This is a genomic window from Catellatospora sp. TT07R-123, assembly GCF_018327705.1.
Classification (GTDB): Bacteria; Actinomycetota; Actinomycetes; order Mycobacteriales; family Micromonosporaceae; genus Catellatospora.
In genome coordinates this window covers 2,525,947-2,545,455 of the sequence record NZ_BNEM01000001.1, presented here as the reverse complement: position 1 = coordinate 2,545,455, position 19,509 = coordinate 2,525,947, and the positions used below count along the sequence as shown (strand labels likewise).

General features: G+C 74.1%; 16 protein-coding genes. 8 read left to right on the top strand and 8 right to left on the bottom strand.

The window, feature by feature from the left end:
• From pnuC to Cs7R123_RS10775, 3 genes are all read left to right on the top strand, one after another.
• Entirely contained in the window at positions 1-636 is a 636-nt protein-coding gene (pnuC, locus tag Cs7R123_RS10785) for a nicotinamide riboside transporter PnuC (RefSeq protein ID WP_212825672.1), read from the top strand.
• Positions 633-1,712 carry an AAA family ATPase gene (locus tag Cs7R123_RS40710; RefSeq protein ID WP_280517288.1) on the top strand — a complete coding sequence of 360 codons (1,080 nt, stop codon included), beginning with the start codon at positions 633-635 and terminating at the stop codon, positions 1,710-1,712. Before pnuC ends, Cs7R123_RS40710 begins: the two co-directional genes overlap by 4 nt.
• Before the next feature lie 237 nt (positions 1,713-1,949).
• Positions 1,950-2,954: a TerC family protein gene (locus Cs7R123_RS10775; RefSeq protein ID WP_212825670.1), complete on the top strand. Its 1,005-nt coding sequence runs from the start codon at positions 1,950-1,952 to the stop codon at positions 2,952-2,954.
• Here the strand turns inward: Cs7R123_RS10775 and Cs7R123_RS10770 are convergent.
• The 3 genes from Cs7R123_RS10770 to Cs7R123_RS10760 form a co-directional block, all read right to left on the bottom strand.
• On the bottom strand, positions 2,938-3,672 hold the full coding sequence (locus Cs7R123_RS10770) for a C40 family peptidase (protein WP_212825668.1): 735 nt from the start codon (positions 3,670-3,672) through the stop codon (positions 2,938-2,940). The two genes, Cs7R123_RS10775 and Cs7R123_RS10770, sit on opposite strands and share 17 nt — an antisense overlap.
• Positions 3,673-3,697: 25 nt before the next feature.
• Positions 3,698-4,774: a mandelate racemase/muconate lactonizing enzyme family protein gene (locus Cs7R123_RS10765; RefSeq protein ID WP_212825666.1), complete on the bottom strand. Its 1,077-nt coding sequence runs from the start codon at positions 4,772-4,774 to the stop codon at positions 3,698-3,700.
• Between the two features lie 107 nt (positions 4,775-4,881).
• Positions 4,882-5,712 carry a serine hydrolase gene (locus Cs7R123_RS10760; RefSeq protein ID WP_212825664.1) on the bottom strand — a complete coding sequence of 277 codons (831 nt, stop codon included), beginning with the start codon at positions 5,710-5,712 and terminating at the stop codon, positions 4,882-4,884.
• 61 nt (positions 5,713-5,773) lie between these two features.
• Here Cs7R123_RS10760 and Cs7R123_RS10755 point away from each other — a divergent pair, with 61 nt between their 5' ends.
• Entirely contained in the window at positions 5,774-6,241 is a 468-nt protein-coding gene (locus tag Cs7R123_RS10755; RefSeq protein WP_212825662.1) for a hypothetical protein, read from the top strand.
• A gap of 94 nt (positions 6,242-6,335) precedes the next feature.
• On the opposite strand, the gene Cs7R123_RS10750 is transcribed toward Cs7R123_RS10755, so the two are convergent.
• From Cs7R123_RS10750 to typA, 3 genes are all read right to left on the bottom strand, one after another.
• Positions 6,336-7,229: an IS982 family transposase gene (locus Cs7R123_RS10750; RefSeq protein ID WP_212825660.1), complete on the bottom strand. Its 894-nt coding sequence runs from the start codon at positions 7,227-7,229 to the stop codon at positions 6,336-6,338.
• A 76-nt stretch (positions 7,230-7,305) separates the two neighbouring features.
• On the bottom strand, positions 7,306-7,971 hold the full coding sequence (locus tag Cs7R123_RS10745) for a lysoplasmalogenase (protein WP_212825657.1): 666 nt from the start codon (positions 7,969-7,971) through the stop codon (positions 7,306-7,308).
• A 75-nt stretch (positions 7,972-8,046) separates the two neighbouring features.
• Positions 8,047-9,909 carry a translational GTPase TypA gene (gene typA, locus Cs7R123_RS10740; RefSeq protein WP_212825655.1) on the bottom strand — a complete coding sequence of 621 codons (1,863 nt, stop codon included), beginning with the start codon at positions 9,907-9,909 and terminating at the stop codon, positions 8,047-8,049.
• 132 nt (positions 9,910-10,041) lie between these two features.
• Here typA and Cs7R123_RS10735 point away from each other — a divergent pair, with 132 nt between their 5' ends.
• The 4 genes from Cs7R123_RS10735 (at position 10,042) to Cs7R123_RS10720 (ending at position 18,644) form a co-directional block, all read left to right on the top strand.
• Complete coding sequence (locus Cs7R123_RS10735) at positions 10,042-11,148, top strand: glucosaminidase domain-containing protein (RefSeq protein ID WP_212825653.1); 1,107 nt, start codon at positions 10,042-10,044, stop codon at positions 11,146-11,148.
• Positions 11,149-11,812: 664 nt separating this feature from the next.
• A complete protein-coding gene (locus tag Cs7R123_RS10730; protein WP_212825651.1) occupies positions 11,813-14,854 on the top strand; it encodes a hypothetical protein in 3,042 nt (1,013 codons plus the stop codon).
• Positions 14,851-17,814, top strand: coding sequence for a hypothetical protein (locus Cs7R123_RS10725; RefSeq protein WP_212825649.1), 2,964 nt, complete (start codon positions 14,851-14,853; stop codon positions 17,812-17,814). Before Cs7R123_RS10730 ends, Cs7R123_RS10725 begins: the two co-directional genes overlap by 4 nt.
• Complete coding sequence (locus Cs7R123_RS10720) at positions 17,811-18,644, top strand: ABC transporter ATP-binding protein (protein ID WP_212825647.1); 834 nt, start codon at positions 17,811-17,813, stop codon at positions 18,642-18,644. Before Cs7R123_RS10725 ends, Cs7R123_RS10720 begins: the two co-directional genes overlap by 4 nt.
• Here Cs7R123_RS10720 and Cs7R123_RS10715 read toward each other — a convergent pair.
• On the bottom strand, positions 18,616-19,266 hold the full coding sequence (locus tag Cs7R123_RS10715) for a nucleotidyltransferase domain-containing protein (RefSeq protein WP_244871750.1): 651 nt from the start codon (positions 19,264-19,266) through the stop codon (positions 18,616-18,618). The two genes, Cs7R123_RS10720 and Cs7R123_RS10715, sit on opposite strands and share 29 nt — an antisense overlap.
• A gap of 32 nt (positions 19,267-19,298) precedes the next feature.
• Positions 19,299-19,505 carry a DUF397 domain-containing protein gene (locus tag Cs7R123_RS10710; protein ID WP_212825645.1) on the bottom strand — a complete coding sequence of 69 codons (207 nt, stop codon included), beginning with the start codon at positions 19,503-19,505 and terminating at the stop codon, positions 19,299-19,301.
• Positions 19,506-19,509: the final 4 nt, after the last annotated feature.

Sequence of the window (19,509 nt, the reverse complement as noted above, 5' to 3'; positions counted from 1 at the left end):
ATGCTGCACCACCTCGCCGACCTGCTGCTGCACCCCGCGCTGACGCTGGGGACCACCGTGGTGACCTGGGCGGAGGTGCTGGGCTTCCTCACCGGAGTGGTGAACGTGTGGCTGCTGGTGCGCGAGCACGTCGCGAACTGGGCGGTCGGCATCCTCAACGTGGCGCTGCTGCTGGTGGTGTTCTGGGACTCCGCCCTGTACGCCGACGCCGGCCTGCAGCTGGTCTACGTGGTGCTGGGCCTGTACGGCTGGTGGCACTGGCTCTACGGCCGGGGTCGGCGGCGGGAGCTCGCGGTGTCGCGCACGTCGGCCGCGGAGTGGGCCTGGCTGGCGGCCGCCTCGGCGGCCGGCACGCTCGGGCTGTGGCTGCTGTTGACCCGGGTCACGGACTCGACGGTGCCGTGGGCCGACGCGGTGACCACGGTGCTGTCGCTGGCGGCGACCTACCTGCAGTGCCGCAAGAAGGTGGAGAGCTGGTGGGTGTGGATCGCGGCCGATCTGGTCTACATCCCGCTGTACCTGTACAAGGACCTGTGGCTGACCGCGGTGCTGTACGTCGTGTTCCTCGGCCTGTGCGTCGCGGGCCTGGCGGCCTGGCGGGGTGCGCTGCGCCCGGCGGCCGCGGTGCCCGCGTGAGCAGGGGTTTCGGCCACGGGATGGTGGTGGGCAAGTTCTACCCGCCGCACGCCGGGCACCATCTGCTGATCCGCGCCGCCGCGGCGGCGTGTGCCGAGGTGACCGTGGTGGTGGCGCCGTCGCGGTCCGAGTCGATCCCGCTGGAGCTGCGGCTGGACTGGCTGCGCGCCGAGCACGCCGACACCCCGTGGGTGCGCTTCGCGGGCCGCTACGACGACGTCCGCGTCGACTACGGCGACCCGGACGTCTGGGACGCGCACTGCGCGGTGTTCCGCGACGCCGTCGGCGGCCGCCGGGTGGACGCGGTGTTCAGTTCGGAGGGGTACGGCGCGGAGCTGGCGCGCCGGTTCGAAGCCGTACACGTCGCGGTCGACCCGGCCCGCGCGGCGGTGCCGGTGTCCGGGACGGCGGTGCGCGCCGATCCGGTGGCGCACTGGGACCGGCTGTCGGCGTCGGTGCGGGCCTGGTTCGCCCGGCGGGTGGTGGTGGTCGGGGCGGAGTCGACCGGCACCACCACGATGGCGGCAGCGCTGGCCGGGCACTTCCGTGCCCGGGGCGGGGTCTGGGCGGACACCCGCTGGGTGCCCGAGTACGGCCGGGAGCTGACCGAGCGCAAGCTCGCCGTGCTGCGGACGGCCGATCCGGCGGCGACCGTGTTCGACGTGGTGTGGGAACGGGCCGACTTCGTCGAGGTGGCGCGGGCGCAGTCGGCGGCTGAGGACGCCGCGGCCGGGCAGGGCTCGCCGCTGCTGTTCTGCGACACCGACGCGCGGGCGACCGCGCTGTGGGAGGAGCGCTACCTGGGCGGCGCGTCCGAGCAGGTGCGGGCCCTGGCCCGGCGCCCGGACCTCTACCTGCTGACCTCCGACGCCGGGGTGCCGTTCGACGACGACGGCCTGCGTGACGGAGAACACCTGCGGTCGTGGATGACGGGACGGTTCCGCGAGCTGCTGGTGGAGTCGGGGGTGCCGGTGGTCGAGCTGGCCGGGCCGCATGAGCGCCGTCTGGAGGTCGCCGTGGCCGCCTGTGAAAACGTGCTGGACACGGGGTGGGTCCTTACCAATCCACTTGGTTGACCAATAGGCTGAGCTGCATCATCGTCCGTACGGGCGACCCGACAGGCTTTGTGCCCGCGCGTGATAGACAATAGGGAAGAGCGGGAGGGGAGTATTCCCTCGCGACGGTGTCGTCAACACGGCTCCCCCTGGGCATTGCGCCTGGTGTGATCCCGGCGCCGTCGGTCGTCGGCCGGGTCACCGGCCACGGCGGGAGAGACCTCCGGGGCAAAACTGTGCCGACCGGAGGTCTGTCTTGTGAATGTGTCCGCGTGGGTCTGGGCGGCGACGCTGGTCGGGTTGACCGCACTCCTCATGGTCGACTTGTTGATCATCGGGCGGCGCCCGCATGAGCCGTCCATGAAGGAGGCGACCGGATGGGTCGTCTTCTACGTCCTGTTGGCGTGCGCCTTCGGCGGCTGGATCTTCCTCACCTACGGTTCCCGGTACGGGCAGGAGTTCTTCGCCGGGTGGGTGACCGAATACAGCCTGTCCGTCGATAACCTGTTCGTCTTTGTGATCATCATGAGCCGGTTCGCGGTGCCGCGGATATACCAGCAGAAGGTGCTGCTGATCGGCATCGTGCTCGCGCTGCTGATGCGCGGCGCGTTCATCGCCGCCGGCGCGGCGCTGGTGACGCGGTTCGTGTGGGTGTTCTATCTGTTCGGCCTGTTCCTGATCTACACCGCGTGGCAGCTGACCCGGCACGGCGAGAGCGACGAGTCGGACTTCAAGGAGAACCTGCTGATCCGGTGGAGCCGCCGGGTGCTGCCGATCAGCGAGGGCTACGACGGCGCGCGGATGACCACGCACGTCGGGGCCAAGCGGATGTTCACGCCGATGCTGGTCGTCATGATCGCGATCGGCACCACCGACCTGATCTTCGCGCTCGACTCCATCCCGGCCATCTTCGGCCTGACGAAGGAGCCGTACCTGGTCTTCGCCGCGAACGTGTTCGCGCTGATGGGCCTGCGCCAGCTGTACTTCCTGCTCGGCGGCCTGCTGGACCGGCTGGTCTACCTGTCGCTGGGGCTGGCCGCCGTGCTCGGGTTCATCGGGGTGAAGCTGATCATGGAGGCGCTGGCGGGCAACAACGTCCCGTTCATCAACGGCGGTGAGCCGATCACCGCCGTGCCGCACATCAGCATCGGCGTCTCGCTCGGGGTGATCGTGGCCATCCTCGGCATCGCCACCGTGGCCAGCCTGATCAAGTCCTCGCGCGAGCCGAAACCGACGGAGCGTACGCCTACGCCGGTGGGCTGAGGCGCACCCGGCCCGCCCCGACCAGCGTCGCGACGCGCGAGGCGGGCATGAACTCCTCGACCACCCGGCCCCCGTCGCCGCATGCGTGCAGCATGCGGCGACGGCCGTCCGGCAGCGGTGCGGCGGTCACGAACCCGACGTGGGTGATCGCCGACCGCCCGCCGCCGGCGCGGCCGAAGAAGTACAGGTCGCCCGGCTGCTCCCGGTCGGCCTCCACCGGCTCGGCGACGGCGAACTGGTCGTCGGCGTCGCGGGGCAGGGTCACCCCGACCTGCCGGAACGCGATGTGGATCAGCCCCGAGCAGTCGATGCCGTACGGCGACATCCCGCCCCACACGTACGGCACGCCCAGCCAGGCGCGGGCCACCGGCACGGCGGTCGCCGGGTCGAACGCGGACTCGGTCTCGGCCCCGTCGCGGACGGTCAGCTGGTCCAGCGGCAGCCAGCCGGGGTAGCCGCGGGGGTCGAGCTTGGCCGCGGGCTGCGCGGTGGCGACCACCCGGGCCCAGCCGTCGCGGACCTCCTCGATCAGCACCGGCTCGCCGTGCAGCAGCTGGGTCAGGATGCCCGTGTACATCCGCCCGGCGTCGTCGAGCCCGTCCACCCAGGACCGCGGGCTGCTGCACGGGCCCAGGGCCGCCGTGTCCACCCCGGGCCGCGGGGAGTCCGGTCGCGCCCACAGCGTCGCCACCGGGGCTGCCACCGTCGCGTTGATCATGCCGCCACCTCGAATCGACTCGTCGTCACTGCGCCGCGCCGGACACGCCTAGTCCGGGGGCATCGGGTAGTACCACAGTGGCACCGTCGTAGCGGGGACCGCCAGTGACCGGGCTTTCGGCCAGCCACCACGCGGCGTCCAGGTCGCTCACCACGGTCGTCGGATGCGCCGCCACCAGGCTCGCCGCCGCGCCGATGCCGACCGGACCCTCCATCATGGACCCGACGCAGGTGCCCAGCCCGTGCGCGGCCGCCAGTTCCAGCAGCGTACGGGCGGTGCTGAGGCCGCCGCACTTGGCCAGCTTCACGTTGACCAGGTCGGCGGCGCGACGCCGGATCACCTCGACCAGGTCCCGTACGCCGAAGACGGACTCGTCGGCCATGATCGGCAGGTCGGCGCGGGCGCTGACCCAGGCCAGCCCGTCCAGGTCGGCTCGCGCCACCGGCTGCTCGACCAGCTCGACCGGCAGCTCCTCGGCGGCGATGCGGTTGATGATGCGCACCGCGTCGCGGGGGGTCCAGCCCTGGTTGGCGTCCAGGCGCACCTTCACGCCGGGGTCGACGGCGCGGCATACGGCCCGGACCCGGGCCAGGTCGCCCGCCGCGTCGGTGCCTACCTTCACCTTGATCACGCCGAAACCCTCGGCGGTGCGCTGCTTGGCCGTCTCGGCCAGGGCGGCCGCCTCGCCCGCCGCCAGGGTCACGTCGGTGGGCACCCGCAGGGCGGTGCCGCCGAGCAGCCGTACCAGGGGAATGCCCAGGCGGCGCGCGGCCAGATCGTGCAGCGCGACGTCGACGGCCATCTTGGCCGCCTCGTTGCCGACGACCGCGCGCGCGGTCTCGCGGCAGCGGGCCGCCAGGTCGTCGGGGTCGCGGCCGGTCAGCAGCGGCCCGAGCACCTGCTCCACGCACGCCTGCGACCCGGCGATGCTCGCCCCGGTCACCGCCCACACCTGCGGCGCCTCGCCGAACCCGCTGTTGCCGTCGCTGTCGACGATCTCCACCAGGAGCGTCTCGACGGACGTGGCGCGGCGCAGCGCCGTCACGAAAGGCGTGTGCAGCGGCGCCGAGATGGTGCGGGTGCGGACCTCGATGATCGACACGTCCCAGACCTTAACCTGCGGGCTGCCTGTGCGAAAGAATTCTTCGGTAACGACTCGTGCGAGGAAAGGCTCCTTTGCGTACGGGAGCCTTTCCATCGACGTCGCTGCTAGCGGCGCTGGGCCCAGCTCGCCGCGGCGATGCGGCCCAGCAGGTCGCACGCCTCCAGGTCGGTGAGATCGCCGGTCGTGCACACCGCCAGCAGGTACGGCGCCGCGTCGGCCGGATACACGATCGCGCTGCTGTGCCGCTCGCGCGGCACCCAGCCGTTCTTCAGCGCCACCCGGGCGTCGGCGGGCAGCCCCAGGTGCAGGTCGTCGCGGCACTCCTGAGCGGTCAGGATGTCGACCATCTGGGCGGAGCCGGCCGGTGCGGCGAGCAGGCCCGCCTCCAGCGCGCCGAACAGCGCGGCCAGGTCGGCGGCGGTCACCTCGTTGCTGATCCCGGCGTCGCGGGCCGGGTAGTCCTCGATGCCCCGGTCGGTGTGCGCGCCGACCGCCCCGGCCAGCCGCCACACCTCGTTGACCTGCGCGAAGGCCTTGTCGTTGGGGCCGAGCGCGCCCAGCACCAGGTTGGTGGCCAGATTGGACGACTTCACGATCATCCGGGTGGCCAGCCAGCGCAGCGGCGCGTGCTCGCCCAGCCGGGCCCAGACCGCCTCGTCGCTGTCGTACTCCGGGTCGTTGTGGTAGGCCGGCGCGCCGGGCGCGGTGGAGACGTGATCGTTGTGCACCAGCACGGGGGCGTCCAGGTCGAGGCCGCCCGCCTCGGCCGCGCGCCACGCGGCGACCATGACGCCGACCTTCATCGTGCTGGCGGCGTAGTGGCGGGCGTGCTCGGCCCGCGCGTACACGGCCGGGCCGCCGACCGGCCCGAACCAGACCGAGGCCGTCCCGGGGAACGCGGCGAGCTCCTGCTCGAACGACTGCACAGAGGACATCCTCGGAGCTTACTGAGAACGGGGCGGCACGTGCCCGGCACGGCTTGTAGAGTGCGCCGCCGTGACCGAGTTGATCCCTCCGTACCTGTCGGCCCCGATGGCGGCCGTAGACCGTACCCACGCCTGCGAGAACTGCGGTTGCAGCCCCGCGGCGCAGCTGACCTTCCGCGGCCACCGGGGCATGGTGGTCGTGATGCAGTTCCTCAAGAACCGCGGCGTCTACTGCCGCGACTGCGGCCTGGCGGTCTTCCGCACCATGACCAGCCGCACCCTGGTGCAGGGCTGGTGGGGCTACGCCTCGTTCGTCATCACGCCGTTCATCCTGCTCTACAACGTGTTCGGCCGGCTCAAGCTGGACAAGATGGGCGATCCCGTCCCGCCGCCCGAGGGCATGTGGCGGGCGCCCTGGTCGCCGGGCCGCCCGGTCTACCTGCGCCCCACCATCGTCGGGCTGGCGGTGCCGCTGGCCGTGGTCGGCCTGATCATCGCTGCCGTGGTGAGCAGCGCCCTCTCCAGCACCGGCGGCTGAGGGACGGTGCGCCTCCCCGTGGTCGGCCAGGCTCGGCCTGGGACCACGGGGGAGGGCGCTGATCGGCGAGGCCTCCCGGCTAGATGACTGATTCCTAATGGTCGTACGCGGTCAGTGATCGTTTCTCGGGTGCGTCGGTCAGCCAGTTGTGCCAGATCACGGCTGCGAGGGCGGCCAGGCGTTGTGCGATGCGGGCGTGCACCCCTGCGGGTGTGCGCCCGCCGTGCTGTTCGAGGCTGAGCTGACCTTTCAGGGTGTCGAAGATCGATTCGATGCGTTGACGGACCGGGGCCAGGTTGCCGTGGCGTCGGGCTTCGTCGCGGCGGTCGGGGCGTATGAACACGATTTTCAGGTCGCGTGTCTGTTGCTCGAACGCGCGGCCGGCGAAGCCCTTGTCACCGATGAGCACGACTCCGGCGGGTAGGAGGCCGTGGTCGCGGGCGTGTTCGAGCAGTTCGGCGGCGACTTCTCGTTCGCCCAGGCTCGGGGTGGCCAGGCACCAGGTGACCGGTGTGCCGTCCAAGGCGGTGACGAGGTAGAGCTTCAGGCCCCAGATCCAGCGGGAGTGCGATCTGCAGTAGCCGTACCCGGCCCATCCGGCCAGGGCCGAGCCGATCGCGGTCTGGCGGGACATCCCGCACGGGATCACGGTGGCGTCGATGAGGCGGATGCCGTCGTGGCCGGCCGGGGTCTGGGCGGCCAGGCGTGTGATGACGGTGGTGATCAGCGGCGCGGCCGCGGTGACGCGTTTGTGGTAGCCGGCCTGTTTGGGCAGGTACGGGAACATGCGGCCGAGCCTGCCGTAGCAGAACCGCAGCCAGTGGTGCTGCGACGGGAACCCGAGCAGGACCTGCGCCACGGCCAGGCAGACCAGCTCGGCGTCGGTCAGCTTCTTCGGGCGTCCGGGACGGCGCCGGGACGCGGTGATGACATGGTCATCGACGAACACGTACAGTGCCGTCAGAAGGGTATCGAGGTCTGTCTTCACACACTGACATCGATACCCTTCCCCATACCCGCGTCAAGACCACGGACCAAACCAACCCTGATTAGGAATCAATCATCTAGGCGGCGGTGCGGGACTGCCGGTCCAGCCAGCCCCACGCGAGCAGGAACTGCGCCAGGGCGTAGGTGAGCATCACCCAGATCGGCGGCCCGGGGATGGTGAACGCGTCGGCGACGCGTACCGCGATCAGCAGGTCGGACAGCAGGAACAGGCCGCCGCCCAGCGCGCTGCGCCAGCCGAACGCCGACGACAGGGCCGCGGTGCCGGTCAGCGCCAGCCCGTACCCGGCCATCGGCACGGCCAGGCCGACCTCGGTCAGCGCGGGCCACAGCCAGGTCAGCGCGGCGACCAGGAAGACCAGGTAGCCCACCGGCACCAGCAGCATCGGCATGGCCCGCAGCCGGGTCAGGGCGCCGTTGCGCACGAACGTGGTGATGAAGCAGACGTGCGCGCCCAGGAACAGCACCATGCCGCTGATGAACCACAGCGTGCCCTCGTTCTGCAGGGCGATGTCACCGGCGGTGGAGAAGGCCATCGCGGCCAGGATGCCCGGGGTGGCCTTGCGGCCCTGCTGCCGGGACGCGAACCAGAACCACAACGCCAGCAGCGGGATCAGGATGGGCTTGGTGGCCCAGTCCAGCGCCTTGTTCTCGGTGCCCGCGGCGATGATGTTGAGCGTGGCGTCCACGCCGAAGAGGGCGAGGACCAGCCGGTCAGCGCGCATGTGGATCTCCAAAGGAAAGGGGTGCCGCAGCCTAGCAGCACCCCTTCGCCTTCAGGAAGATCCTGACCTGGTAGGTCAGGCGTGCTTGCGGCGGGCCGCCAGGCGGCCGCGCTGGGTCTGGTCGAGGATGACCTTGCGGATGCGCACCGCGGCCGGGGTGACCTCGACGCACTCGTCCTCGCGGCAGAACTCCAGCGCCTGCTCCAGCGACAGCTTGCGCGGCGGGATCAGCTTCTCGGTCTCGTCGGAGGTCGAGGCCCGCATGTTGGTGAGCTTCTTCTCCTTGGTGATGTTGACGTCCATGTCGTCGGAGCGCGAGTTCTCGCCGACGATCATGCCCTCGTACACCTCGATGGTCGGCTCGACGAACAGCGTGCCGCGCTCCTGGAGGTTGGTCATCGCGAACGCGGTCACCACGCCGGAGCGGTCGGCCACCAGCGAGCCGTTGTTGCGGGTGCGCAGCTCGCCGAACCACGGCTCGTACTTCTCGAAGACGTGGTGCAGGATGCCGGTGCCGCGGGTGTCGGTCAGGAACTCGGTCCGGAAGCCGATCAGGCCGCGGGCCGGGACCAGCCACTCCATCCGGATCCAGCCGGTGCCGTGGTTGACCATCTGCTCCATCCGGCCCTTGCGGGTGGCCAGCAGCTGGGTGATCGCGCCCAGGTACTCCTCCGGCGCGTCGATGGTCAGGCGCTCGACCGGCTCGCACAGCTTGCCGTCGATGTCGCGGGTGACCACCTGCGGCTTGCCGACGGTCAGCTCGTACGACTCGCGGCGCATCTGCTCGACCAGGATGGCCAGCGCCAGCTCACCGCGGCCCTGCACCTCCCAGGCGTCGGGGCGCTCGGTCGGCAGCACCCGCAGCGACACGTTGCCGACCAGCTCCTTGTCGAGCCGGTCCTTGACCATGCGCGCGGTGACCTTGGCGCCCTTGACCCGGCCGACCAGCGGCGAGGTGTTGGTGCCGATGGTCATCGAGATGGCCGGCTCGTCCACGGTGATCAGCGGCAGCGGGATCGGGTTCTCCGCGTCGGCCAGCGTCTCGCCGATCATGATGTCGGAGATGCCGGCGACGGCGACGATGTCACCGGGGCCCGCCTCCTCGGCCGGCTTGCGCTCCAGCGCCTCGGTCATCAGCAGCTCGGAGATGCGCACGTTCTGCTGGGTGCCGTCGGTCTTGCACCAGACCACGGTCTGGCCCTTGCGGATGGTGCCCTGGCGCACCCGGCACAGCGCGAGCCGGCCCAGGAACGGCGAGGCGTCGAGGTTGGTGACGTGCGCCTGCAGCGGCGCGTCCTCGATGAAGGTCGGCGCCGGGATGGCGTCGAGCAGGGTCTGGAACAGCGGCTGCAGCGAGTCGCTGTCGCCGGGGACCTTGCCGTCCTCCGGCTGGGTGAGCGAGGCGATGCCGTCGCGGGCGCAGGCGTAGACGATCGGGAAGTCGATCTGGGACTCGTCGGCGTCGAGGTCGAGGAAGAGCTCGTACGTCTCGTCGACGACCTCCTTGATCCGGGCGTCGGGCCGGTCCACCTTGTTGATGACCAGGATGATCGGCATGCGGGCCTTGAGGGCCTTGCGCAGCACGAACCGGGTCTGCGGCAGCGGGCCCTCGGAGGCGTCGACGAGCAGGACGACGCCGTCGACCATGGACAGGCCGCGCTCGACCTCGCCGCCGAAGTCGGCGTGGCCGGGCGTGTCGATGATGTTGATGGTGACCTGGTCGCCGTCGGCGCCGACGTACTTGACAGCGGTGTTCTTGGCGAGGATGGTGATGCCCTTCTCCCGCTCAAGATCACCGGAGTCCATCACCCGGTCGGCGACCTCGGCGCGGGCGTGGAAGGCGCCGGCCTGCTTGAGCATGGCGTCGACGAGCGTGGTCTTGCCGTGGTCGACGTGGGCGACGATCGCGACATTGCGGAGATCGGGGCGGGTCTGCATGCCTCTATTCTCCGGCAAGCTTGATCAAATACCGTGCTCGGGGGGCATCGCGTGTCCGAGGTCACCGTTCGGGCGACCCCTGGCGGGGGGACACCAGGTGGCCGGGCGGCCCGGACCGGGGTTGTACCGGACATGTCGGCCAAAACCCTCCGGATCCGGCTCCTGCTCGGTCTGCTCGCCTCGGCCCAGCTCATGCCCGCCGTGGCCCACGCCGAACCCGCCCCGTCCGCCGTCCGCGCACCCGCTGAACCCGTCGTGCCCGCCGTCCGCGCACCCGCCGAACCCGTCGTGCCCGCCGCCCGCGTGTACGCCGAGGGCGGCGTGCTCGCCGTCCGCACCGGTCCGGGCGTGCACCGGCCCGTCGTCGCCCGGCTGGCCGACGGCACCGCGCTCGCGCCCCGCTGCCGGGTCTGGGGCCAGGAGCTGACCGGCCCGCTGCGCCGCAGCCCGTACTGGGTGCGGGTGGACGGCGGGCTGGTGCCCGACGCGTTCCTGGCCTGGGCGCCCGGCCGCGGGGGAATGCCGCCGGGGCTGGCCTGGTGCGCGGACTCCGGCGATCCGGCCACCGCCCGGGTCGCGGCGGGCGGCAGCGGCCTGAACCTGCGGAGCGGTCCCGGGACGGGACACGACCGTGTCGGTGCCGCCGCCGACGGCGCCCGCCTGGCGGTGCGCTGCCTGGTGTGGGGGCAGGCGGTCGGGGACCGCCGACGCGACCGGGTCTGGCTGCGGCTGGACAGCGGGCGGTACGTCGCCCAGGCGTACGTGCGCTGGTCGCCGGGCCCACCCCGGCTGCCCTGGTGCGGCCAGCAGCCGCCCCGCCCGCTGCCCGGCGGGGCGCGCGCCTTCGCGCAGGCGCTGGCCGGGCCCGCCCGCGCGGTGGCCCGCGCCACCGGAGTGCCCGCCTCGGTGCTGCTGGCCCAGGCCGCCGACGCCACCGGCTGGGGACGGTCGTCCTCGGCGTACGCCGACCACGACCTGTTCCGGCGCGGCTGCGGCGACGGCCCCGGCACGATCGCGCTGGGCTGCCGCGACGGACTGCGCGCCTACCGGTCCGCTGATGACGCCCTGCTTGACCAGGCCCAGCTGCTGACCTCCCGGTACGCCGCCGCCCTGGCGGCCGTCCGCGACCCCGACCGCCTCCCCGCCGCGCTGGCCCGAGCGGGCTACGGCACTCCCGCCCAGGCCGACCACCTCGCCACCCTGATCCGCCGCTACGACCTGCACCGCTACGACCGCTGACAGCCCCGCCCGCCCGACTGGCCGACCGCCTCCCCGCCACGACCGCTGACCCGCCCGCCCTGCCCCGTCCCGCGCCGCCCCGCACCGCACCGCCCTGCCCCGCCCCGCCCTGCCCCGTCCCGCGCCGCCCCGCCCCGCCCCGCCCTGCCCCGTCCCGCGCCGCCCCGCCCCGCCCCGCCCCGTCCCGTCCCGTCCCGCGCCGGGCGCGCGCGGCGCCGATGATCGCCCTCTCCGGTCAAAGAGCGGCCCTGAGCGGCACTTTCCTACCCCAGACACCGATCATGTGCGCGGCACTCGCCAAGATCGCTCTTTCGGGACCACTTCTGCGGGTATGGCCCGCCGAAGCAACCTCCGGCCGCCGCTCGCCCACCCGCGCCGCCGAGATCTTGTGCGTTTTCCGTCGTCCCAGCAGCAGAAAACGCACAAGATCTCGGCGAACCCATCGTGGCGATCACCGGGGGAACGGGGGCGCGGGCGGGTCGGGTGGATGTGATCGGGTGTTCGGGCTATGGGGGATCGGGTGGACGGGCTAGTGACGTCGGCCGGGTGGACATAAACACTCGGCCGGGGTCAACCAAGGCACCCGTCTTGATCGCCTATCGCGGTGACGCGTCGCGCGGCGGCGGTCGCGGCGGGGCTCCGTACGCGGGTGGCAGAGGGTGGCATGGGTCGGCTGATACTGAGCGCGCTGCGGGAACGCCGCGGTGAGGCGGCGCTGCTCGCGCTGCTGGGCATCCTGGTCGTGGCCGCGGCGGCGGCCGGTCCGCTGTACGCCTCGGCCGCCACCGCGCAGGCCGTCGCCGTCGAGGCGGCCAACGCCTCGGCCGCCGAGCACGCCATCACCACCACCGCCGAGATCGACGCCAAACCCGACGCCGCCTCGGCCGCGGGCAAGGCCGCCGGTGAGGTGTCCCCGCTGCTGTCCCGGCCCGGCCTGACCGAGGTGCGCGGCGCCATGGTGACCGGCACGCTCGTGACCGCCCCGGCCCCCGCGGCCCCGGGCGCCTCCGTGCCCGCCGGAGCCGAGCCGGTCGGCGGCAGGGCGGTCGCCGCGGCGCTGGTCGCCCGCGACGGCGCGTGCGCGCACCTGGTGCTGCGCGGCGCCTGCCCCGCCCAAGCCGGCGAGGTGGCCGTGTCCGCCCCGACCGCGCGCGAGCTCGGCATCGACGTCGGCACCGCACTCGCCTACCGCTCGGCCGACCTGCCGCCGGTGCCCGTACAGGTCGTCGGCGTCTACGACCCCGACCGCGCCCCCGGCGGCCGCACCCCGCTGGCCGATCCGTTCTGGGCCGGCCGCGCCGAGCTGACGCCCATCCCGCTGCGGCCGCAGAACCCGGTCTTCACCGTCACCACGACCATCGACCGGCTGGGCCCGGTCACCGTCACCACCACCGTCGACTTCCTCACCCCGGACCGGCTGACCCCGGCGGTGATCGACGAGCTCACCCGCCCGGTCGGGGCGCGCTCGGCGCCCGGCGCCGGGTACACCGTCCGCGACGGGGTGTTCAACCTGGTGCGCCGGGTCCGCGCCAGCCAGGCCGCGCTGCCCGCCCCGGTGCTGGTCGGCGCCGGGCAGCTGGTGGCGGTCGCCTGGGCGGTGCTGCTGCTCGGCCTCGTGTACGCCGCCGCCCAGCGGCGCACCCAGGTCGCCATGGGCGGGCTGCGCGGCGCGCCGCTGCGTACCAGGGTCGCGCTGACCGCCGGGCCGTCCGTGCTGATCCTGCTCGCCGCCGCGCCGGTCGGGCTGGGCCTGGGCTGGCTGCTCGTACGCGGGCTCGCCTGGCTCGTCCTCGACCAGGTCGACAGCGTCCCGCTTGACCCGGCCACGCTGGTCACCGCCGCCGCCGTGTCGCTCGGGGTGCTGGTCAGCGCTGTCGTCGCCGAGCTGCGGGTGCACTCGGGCCCGGTGCTCGACGCCCTGCGCGAGGTGCCCGCCCGCCGCAGCGGCCGGGTCGCGGGCACGGTCGAGGTGCTGGCGGTGGTGCTCGCCGTCGCGGCGCTGACCCAGAGCGGCCCGGCCGCCGACGCCGTCGGCGACGCGGGGCAGGTGCTGCCCGCGCTGGCCGCCGCGCTGCTGGCCGTCGCCGCCGGGGTGCTGCTGGCCCGGATCGTCCGCCCGGCCGCGGCCGGGCTCGGCACCGCCCTGCTGCGCGCCGGGCGCCCCGGAGCCGCGCTCGCCGCGCTGTACGTCGCCCGCCGCCCCGGCACCGACCGCCTGGTGGCGCTGGTCGTCGTCGTGGTGGCGCTGCTCGGGCAGGCCGCGCTCGGCTGGCGCGCCACCCGCGACACCGTCACCGAGCAGGCCCGGATGGAACTGGGCGCCGCCACGGTGGTGACGGTCCGGGCCCCGTCGCGCTCGGCCCTGCTGCACGCGGTCCGCCAGGCCGACCCGGAGGATGGCTGGGCCATGGCCGCCGCCCGCGAGCGCGGCTCGTCCGGCACGACCGTGGCGGTGGACGCCGCGCGGCTGGCCCGGGTGGCGTACTGGCCCGCCGCCGCCTCGCAGCTCGCCGCCGAGGCGGCCGCGCGGCTGAGCCCCCGCGCCAACGACCCGGTCCGGGTCACCGGAGCCGAGCTGGTGCTCGATGTGACCGTCCCGGTCGGCCAGCGCGCCACCGTGCCGGTGACCGTCGTGCTGGAAGGCCCGGCGGGCGAGCAGGTCGCGGTCGTGGCGCGGCTGGACCCGGTGCCGGGCCGCCGCGAGCAGCGGCTGGCCGTGCCCGCCTGCGCCGGCGGCGAGGGCTGCCGGCTGGCCTGGTTCAGCTTCCCGTTCTCGCCGGACGGCATCGTGTTCCACCGCGTGCTCCAGCGCTCTCCGGACGCGGTGGTGCTGGACGAGGCCGGGATGCGCGCCCCGGCCCGCTGGCGCACCGAGGTCGGCGCCGAGAGCGGCGTGATCCTGCTGCCCAGCCCGCAGGGGCTCGGCCTGGTCTACTACCCCGCCGACCCGCGCCACCCGGACCCCGACATCCGGATCCAGGCGTCCGACACGGCGCTGCCGCTGCCGGTGCTGGTGGCCGGGCCGCCCTCGGTGGAGCAGAACGGGACCGTGGTGCGCGCGGACGCGTTCGGCGTGCTGCCCCGCCCGATCGACATCGTGGGCACCGCGCCGGTGCTGCCCGGGGTGGGCGGCGACGGGGTCATGGTCGACCTCGCCACCGCCGACCGGGCCGCCGACACCTTCGACAACATCGCCGACCTCCAGGTATGGCTGTCGCCGGACGCCCCCGCCGACGCGCTCGACCGGTTGCGCGCCGCGGGCCTGGTGACCGTGGGCGAGCTGGCCGCCGACGAGCTCGCCGACCGCGGCCTGGCGCTGCGGACCGGGCCCGGCGCCCGGTTCCACCTCGGCGCGGCGCTGCTGGCACTGCTGCTGGCGCTGGTCGCGGTGGCCATGGTCGCCGCGGTCGACTCCGGCGGGCGGGGTGCGCAGCTGGCCGCGCTGCGGACCCAGGGCGTGGCGCAGCGGGCCGTGCGCGCCGCGACCCGCACCGGGTACGCGCTGGTGGTGGCCGTGGCCGCCCTGGCGGGCAGCCTGATGGCGATCCCGGTATGGCTGGTGCGCCCGCTGCCCGGCGGCCCGCCGCTGGCGGTGGTGCTGCCCGCGGTGCTCGTGCCCGCGGCGCTGGCACTGGCCGCGGTCGCGCTGTGGGTGGGCGGGCGCCTGTCCCGGGTGGACGGGCTCGACCTGGAGGAGGTCCGGTGACCGGGCTGCTGTGGGACATGCTGCGCGAACGCCGCACCGCTGCCCTGATCACGCTGCTGCTGACCCTGGCCGCCGCGGCGGCCGCGACCGGCGGGCCGGTCTACCACGAGGCCGCCGCCCAGGCGCTGCGGGTGGCGCAGGTCGGCGACGCCCCGGTGACCGAGCGGGTGATCACCGGCGCGCGGCTGGTGGACGAGGACGAGCTCAAGGGCACCAGGTCGCCGCAGCTGCCGTACGTGCCGGGGCTGCGTACCGTGACCGGCTTGCAGGTCGTCGGGAAGGCGCTGGTCCAGCCGGCCGGGGCGGCGGATCCGGTCAAGGCCGACGCCTGGCTGGTCTCGCGCGGCGGGGCCTGCCGGGAACTGGTCGTCACCGGCGGCCGGTGCGCGGTCGCCGACGACGAGGTCGTGGTGCGGGACGACCTGGCCGCCCGGCTCGGGCTGAAGCCCGGGGCCACCGTGGAGTTCTCGCCCGGCGACCGGCAGGAGCAGCGGATGCCGCTGGCGGTGGTGGGCACCTTCGCCCCGCCGCCGTCCAACGACCCGTACTGGGCCGGCCGGGCCAGCCTGCTCGGCGGCGAGTCGTCGCCGATGTTCACCACCGAGCGCACGGTCCTGCGCATGGACGGGCTGGTGACCCGCACCGTCGACCTGATCGCCCCGGCCGCGGCGTACGCCGATCCCGACCAGCTCATCGCGGGCCTGAACCAGGCCCGGGTCGAGCTGACCGCGGGCAACTTCGTGACCATCACCGACATCCCGGCCCTGATGGCCCGCATCGCGCAGGGCCAGGACCTGCTGGCCGACAGCGTCACCGTGGCGGCGCTGCCGCTGGTGCTGCTGTGCTGGTTCGTGCTGTTCCTGGTGGTCGCGGCGGCCGTCGAGGGGCGCAGCGAGGAGCTGGGCCTGACCGCGCTGCGCGGCACGCCGTGGCGGCTGCGCTGGTCGCTGCCGTTCGCCGAGGTGGCGCTGCCGGTGCTGGCCGCGGCCGGGCCGGGGCTGCTGCTCGGCTACTACGGCACCAAGGCGGTGCTGGCCGCCGCGATGCCGCAGGCCGAGGTCACCCTGGGCACCCGCTCGCTCCAGTACGCGGCGGTCGCCGTCGTCGGTGCGCTGCTCGCGGGCGCCTTCGCACAGGTCGGCGCCCTGCGTACGCCGGTGCTCGGGCTGCTGCGGCGGCTGCGGGCGCCGCGCCGGGCCGGGGCTGCCGCCGCCGTCGAGGTGGCGGTCGGGGCGCTGGCCGCGCTGGCCGGATACCAGGCCTCGGTCGCGGGCAGCGCGGGCGGGCTGGGCCTGCTCGCGCCGGTCTGCTTCGGACTCGGGCTGGGCCTGGTCGCGGCCCGGGTGCTGCCCGCGCAGGCGGTGCGGCTGGCCCGCGCCTGCCTGCGGCGCGGCCGGCTGCGGACCAGCCTGGGCGCGTTCGCGATCGCGCGGGTGCCGGGCGCGGCGCGCCTGGTCGTGCTGATCACGGTGGCGTTCGGGTTGCTCGGGTTCGTGCTCACCGCGTACGACACCTCGGGCCGGGCCTGGGCCGAGCGGGCGCGGGTGCAGACCGGTGCCGCCCAGGTGGTGACGGTGCAGGACACGACCGCGCCGCTGCTGATGGCGGCGGTGGCCGAGGTGGACCCGCGGGGTGACTTCGCGATGGCGGTGTCGCGCTACCGCAACAGCGGCATGCAGCTCATCATGGCGGTGGACAGCCCACGCCTGCCGAACGTGGCGAACTGGCCGCAGGACGCCGCGGTCGGGGCCGCCGAGGCCGCCCGGCTGCTGCGCCCGGCCGAGCCGGACCCCATGCTGGTGCGGGCGAGCACGCTGGACGTCGACGTGACGGTGGCCTCGCCCGACCCGGAGCTCGCGGTGCAGGTGCGGCTGGTGCTGATCACCGCCGACGCGCTGCGCCGGGTGGAGGTCCGCTTCTCGCAGGTGCGGCCGGGCCGCCACCGGCTGACGATGCCGACCGAGGGATGCGGCCAGGCGCCGTGCCGGATCGACGAGCTGTCGGTGGTGCCCGAGCGCACCGGGCAGACCCGGTTCACGGTGACCGTCGGGACGCTGCGGGACCAGGCCGGCCAGGTGGTGCTGAGCGCCGACGAGCTGTCGCGGCTGGACCGGTGGGTGCAGGCGGAGCCGAGCTCGGCGCGGCCGGTGGCGAAGCTGGCCCGTACCCCCGATGGTCTGTCCATGACGGCCGACGGCGCCGTGCTGCCCGACACCAGGGTGACCGCCGCGGTGATCAAGGGCCCGGTGCCGCTGGTGGTCACGCAGCCGCTGACCGTGCCGGAGTTCACCGGCACCGGTGGGCTGGAGGTGCCGGTGGCGGCCGTGGCCCGCACCTCGTCGGTGCCGCGCTACGGCACCTACGGCGCCCTGATCGACCTGGGCTACGTCGACCAGATGCTGGGCCGGGGTGTGACGCTGAGCGGGACCGAGGTGTGGCTGTCGGCCGGGGCGCCGCCGGACGCGGTCGAGCGGCTGAACGAGGCCGGGCTGACCGTGCTGGGCCACTACACGGTGGGGCAGCGGCGCGACCAGATCAGCGTGGCGCCGCGGCTGGGCCTGTGGTTCGGCCTGGCCGTCTCGGCGATCTCGGTGCTGCTGGCCGCGGCCGGGCTGGCGGCGCTGGCCACGTTCGAGCGGCCGGGCGGCGACAGCGGGCTGTCGGTGCTGAGCCTGCAGGGAGTACGCACCCGGACGCTGCGCGCCGTGGCCACCGGCAGCCGGTGCGCGCTGGCGCTGGTGGCGATGGCGACCGGGCTGGTCGCGGCGGCCGCCGCGTGGGCGCTGGCCCGCGACGTGCTACCGGTCTTCTCCGACGGCGATCCGTCGTTCCCGGCCCCGGCGCTGCCCCGGCCGGGCGCGGTCGCCGGGCCGGTGGCGGCGGCCGCGGCGGTGCTGCTGGTGGGGTGCTGGATCGCGACGCACCTGGTGCGCGCGCAGAGTGAGGGAGCGGACCAGTGACAGGTCTGGCGGTCAGGTGCCGCAGGGTCGTGCACATCTACCGGTCCAGCGGCGGTGACGTGGTCGCGCTGTCCGGCGTGGACCTCGACATCGCGGCGGGGGAGCGGCTGGCGCTGGTCGGGCCGTCCGGCTCGGGCAAGTCCACGCTGATCGCGCTGCTGTCGGGGCTGATGCGGCCCAGCGCCGGGCAGGTGCGCATCGGCGCGACCGACATCGGCCGCATCAGCGAGGCCGAACTCGCCCGCATGCGCGGCACCGACCTGGGCGTGGTGCTCCAGGGCGCCCGGCGCAACCTGCTGCCGTACGCCACCGTCGCCAACAACATCTGGCTGGCGCAGCGGCGGGCCGCGCAGGTGCGCCCGGCCGACCTGGAGCCGCCGGAGCGGATCCTGTCGCTGCTCGGCCTGGTCGGCATGGGCCACCGCCGGGTCCGCGACCTGGCCCCCGGCGCGGCGCAGCGGGCCGCGATCGCGGTCGGGGTGGCCGCCTCGCCCGGTCTGCTGCTGGTGGACGAGCCGACCAGCCGCCTGGACACCGCCGCCCGCGACGAGGTGCTCGACGCCCTCGACACGGTGAACCGGGAACGCGGCACCACGATCGTCGCGGTCACCCACGACCCCGAGGTGGGCGCGCGGCTGGGCCGGGCGGTGACCATCCGCGACGGCCGGGTCGGCGCCGAGGGCCGCGACGGCCGCGAGTTCGCCGTGGTCGCCAGCGACGGCACGGTCCAGCTGCCGCCGGAGGTGCTGGAGACGGTCCCGCCGGGCACCCTGCTCGTCGTCGAGCAGTCCGACAACCGCCTCAGCCTGCTGTTCGACCAGCCGCAGTGAGGGCGGCCAGCCATTCGTGGCCGGGGTGGACGAGGTCCAGCAGGTCGCGCAGGCGGGCGCGCTCGGCGGCCGTCAGCAGCGGGAGCACGCCGGTGAAGTCGGCCTGGTCCTTGGGGCGGCAGGCCTTGGCCTTGAACAGCAGGGCCAGCTCGGGGGCCAGGTAGGGCAGCCCGGCGGCCGTGTGCCGGACGATGTCGGCGTACGGCAGCCGCACCCGCTCGTCGCGGCGGCACACCCACACGTCGCCGTCGTGCCGCTCCCGGAAGACGTCCACCCGGTACACGCTGCCGTCCGGGTCCCAGGCCCAGGTCTGGAAGGTCTCCGCCAGCGCCGCCTCGGTCGGCGGCAGCACCCGCCCCTGCTCGACGGCGTGGAAGGCGTACTGCGGCAGCGCCGCGGCGATGCGCGGGAACGCCGCGCGGGGCACCCCGATCTCCAGATCGTGGTGCGGCCGGGTCTGCTCGCCCCGGTGCAGGTCCAGGGCCCAGCCGGCCGCGACGTACCAGGGGGCGTCCACGTCCGACAGCAGGTCGGCGAGTTGCTCGGGGTGCAGCGGCTGCCAGGGCGCGTCCTCGTCGACCGCCGCCCCCTCGGGCGGCAGGACGGTGCTGATCTCGTTCATTCCACCGTCCTACCGCAACCGGGACGGCCGGGCTACCGGTCGAACTCCCCGGCCTTGGTGCCGGCCACGAAACTGCGCCACTCGTCCCAGGAGAACCGCAGCACCGGCCCGGCCGGGTCCTTGGAGTCGCGCACCGCCACCAGGCTCGGCAGCTCGGCGATCTCGACGCAGTCGCTCACGTTCGGCCCGCTGCGGGTGCTCTTGCGCCAGGTCGCGGTCATCAATTCCACATCGCGCATCGCG

What these genes read in the sequence shown, in the direction of transcription:
- Cs7R123_RS10715 (WP_244871750.1), bottom strand. Translation starts at nt 19,266, where the DNA reads ATGAACGAGATCAGCACCGTCCTGCCGCCCGAGGGGGCGGCGGTCGAC.
- pnuC (WP_212825672.1), top strand. Translation starts at nt 1, where the DNA reads ATGCTGCACCACCTCGCCGACCTGCTGCTGCACCCCGCGCTGACGCTG.
- Cs7R123_RS10745 (WP_212825657.1), bottom strand. Translation starts at nt 7,971, where the DNA reads ATGCGCGCTGACCGGCTGGTCCTCGCCCTCTTCGGCGTGGACGCCACG.
- Cs7R123_RS10735 (WP_212825653.1), top strand. Translation starts at nt 10,042, where the DNA reads ATGTCGGCCAAAACCCTCCGGATCCGGCTCCTGCTCGGTCTGCTCGCC.
- typA (WP_212825655.1), bottom strand. Translation starts at nt 9,909, where the DNA reads ATGCAGACCCGCCCCGATCTCCGCAATGTCGCGATCGTCGCCCACGTC.
- Cs7R123_RS10730 (WP_212825651.1), top strand. Translation starts at nt 11,813, where the DNA reads ATGGGTCGGCTGATACTGAGCGCGCTGCGGGAACGCCGCGGTGAGGCG.
- Cs7R123_RS10710 (WP_212825645.1), bottom strand. Translation starts at nt 19,505, where the DNA reads ATGCGCGATGTGGAATTGATGACCGCGACCTGGCGCAAGAGCACCCGC.
- Cs7R123_RS10770 (WP_212825668.1), bottom strand. Translation starts at nt 3,672, where the DNA reads ATGATCAACGCGACGGTGGCAGCCCCGGTGGCGACGCTGTGGGCGCGA.
- Cs7R123_RS10760 (WP_212825664.1), bottom strand. Translation starts at nt 5,712, where the DNA reads ATGTCCTCTGTGCAGTCGTTCGAGCAGGAGCTCGCCGCGTTCCCCGGG.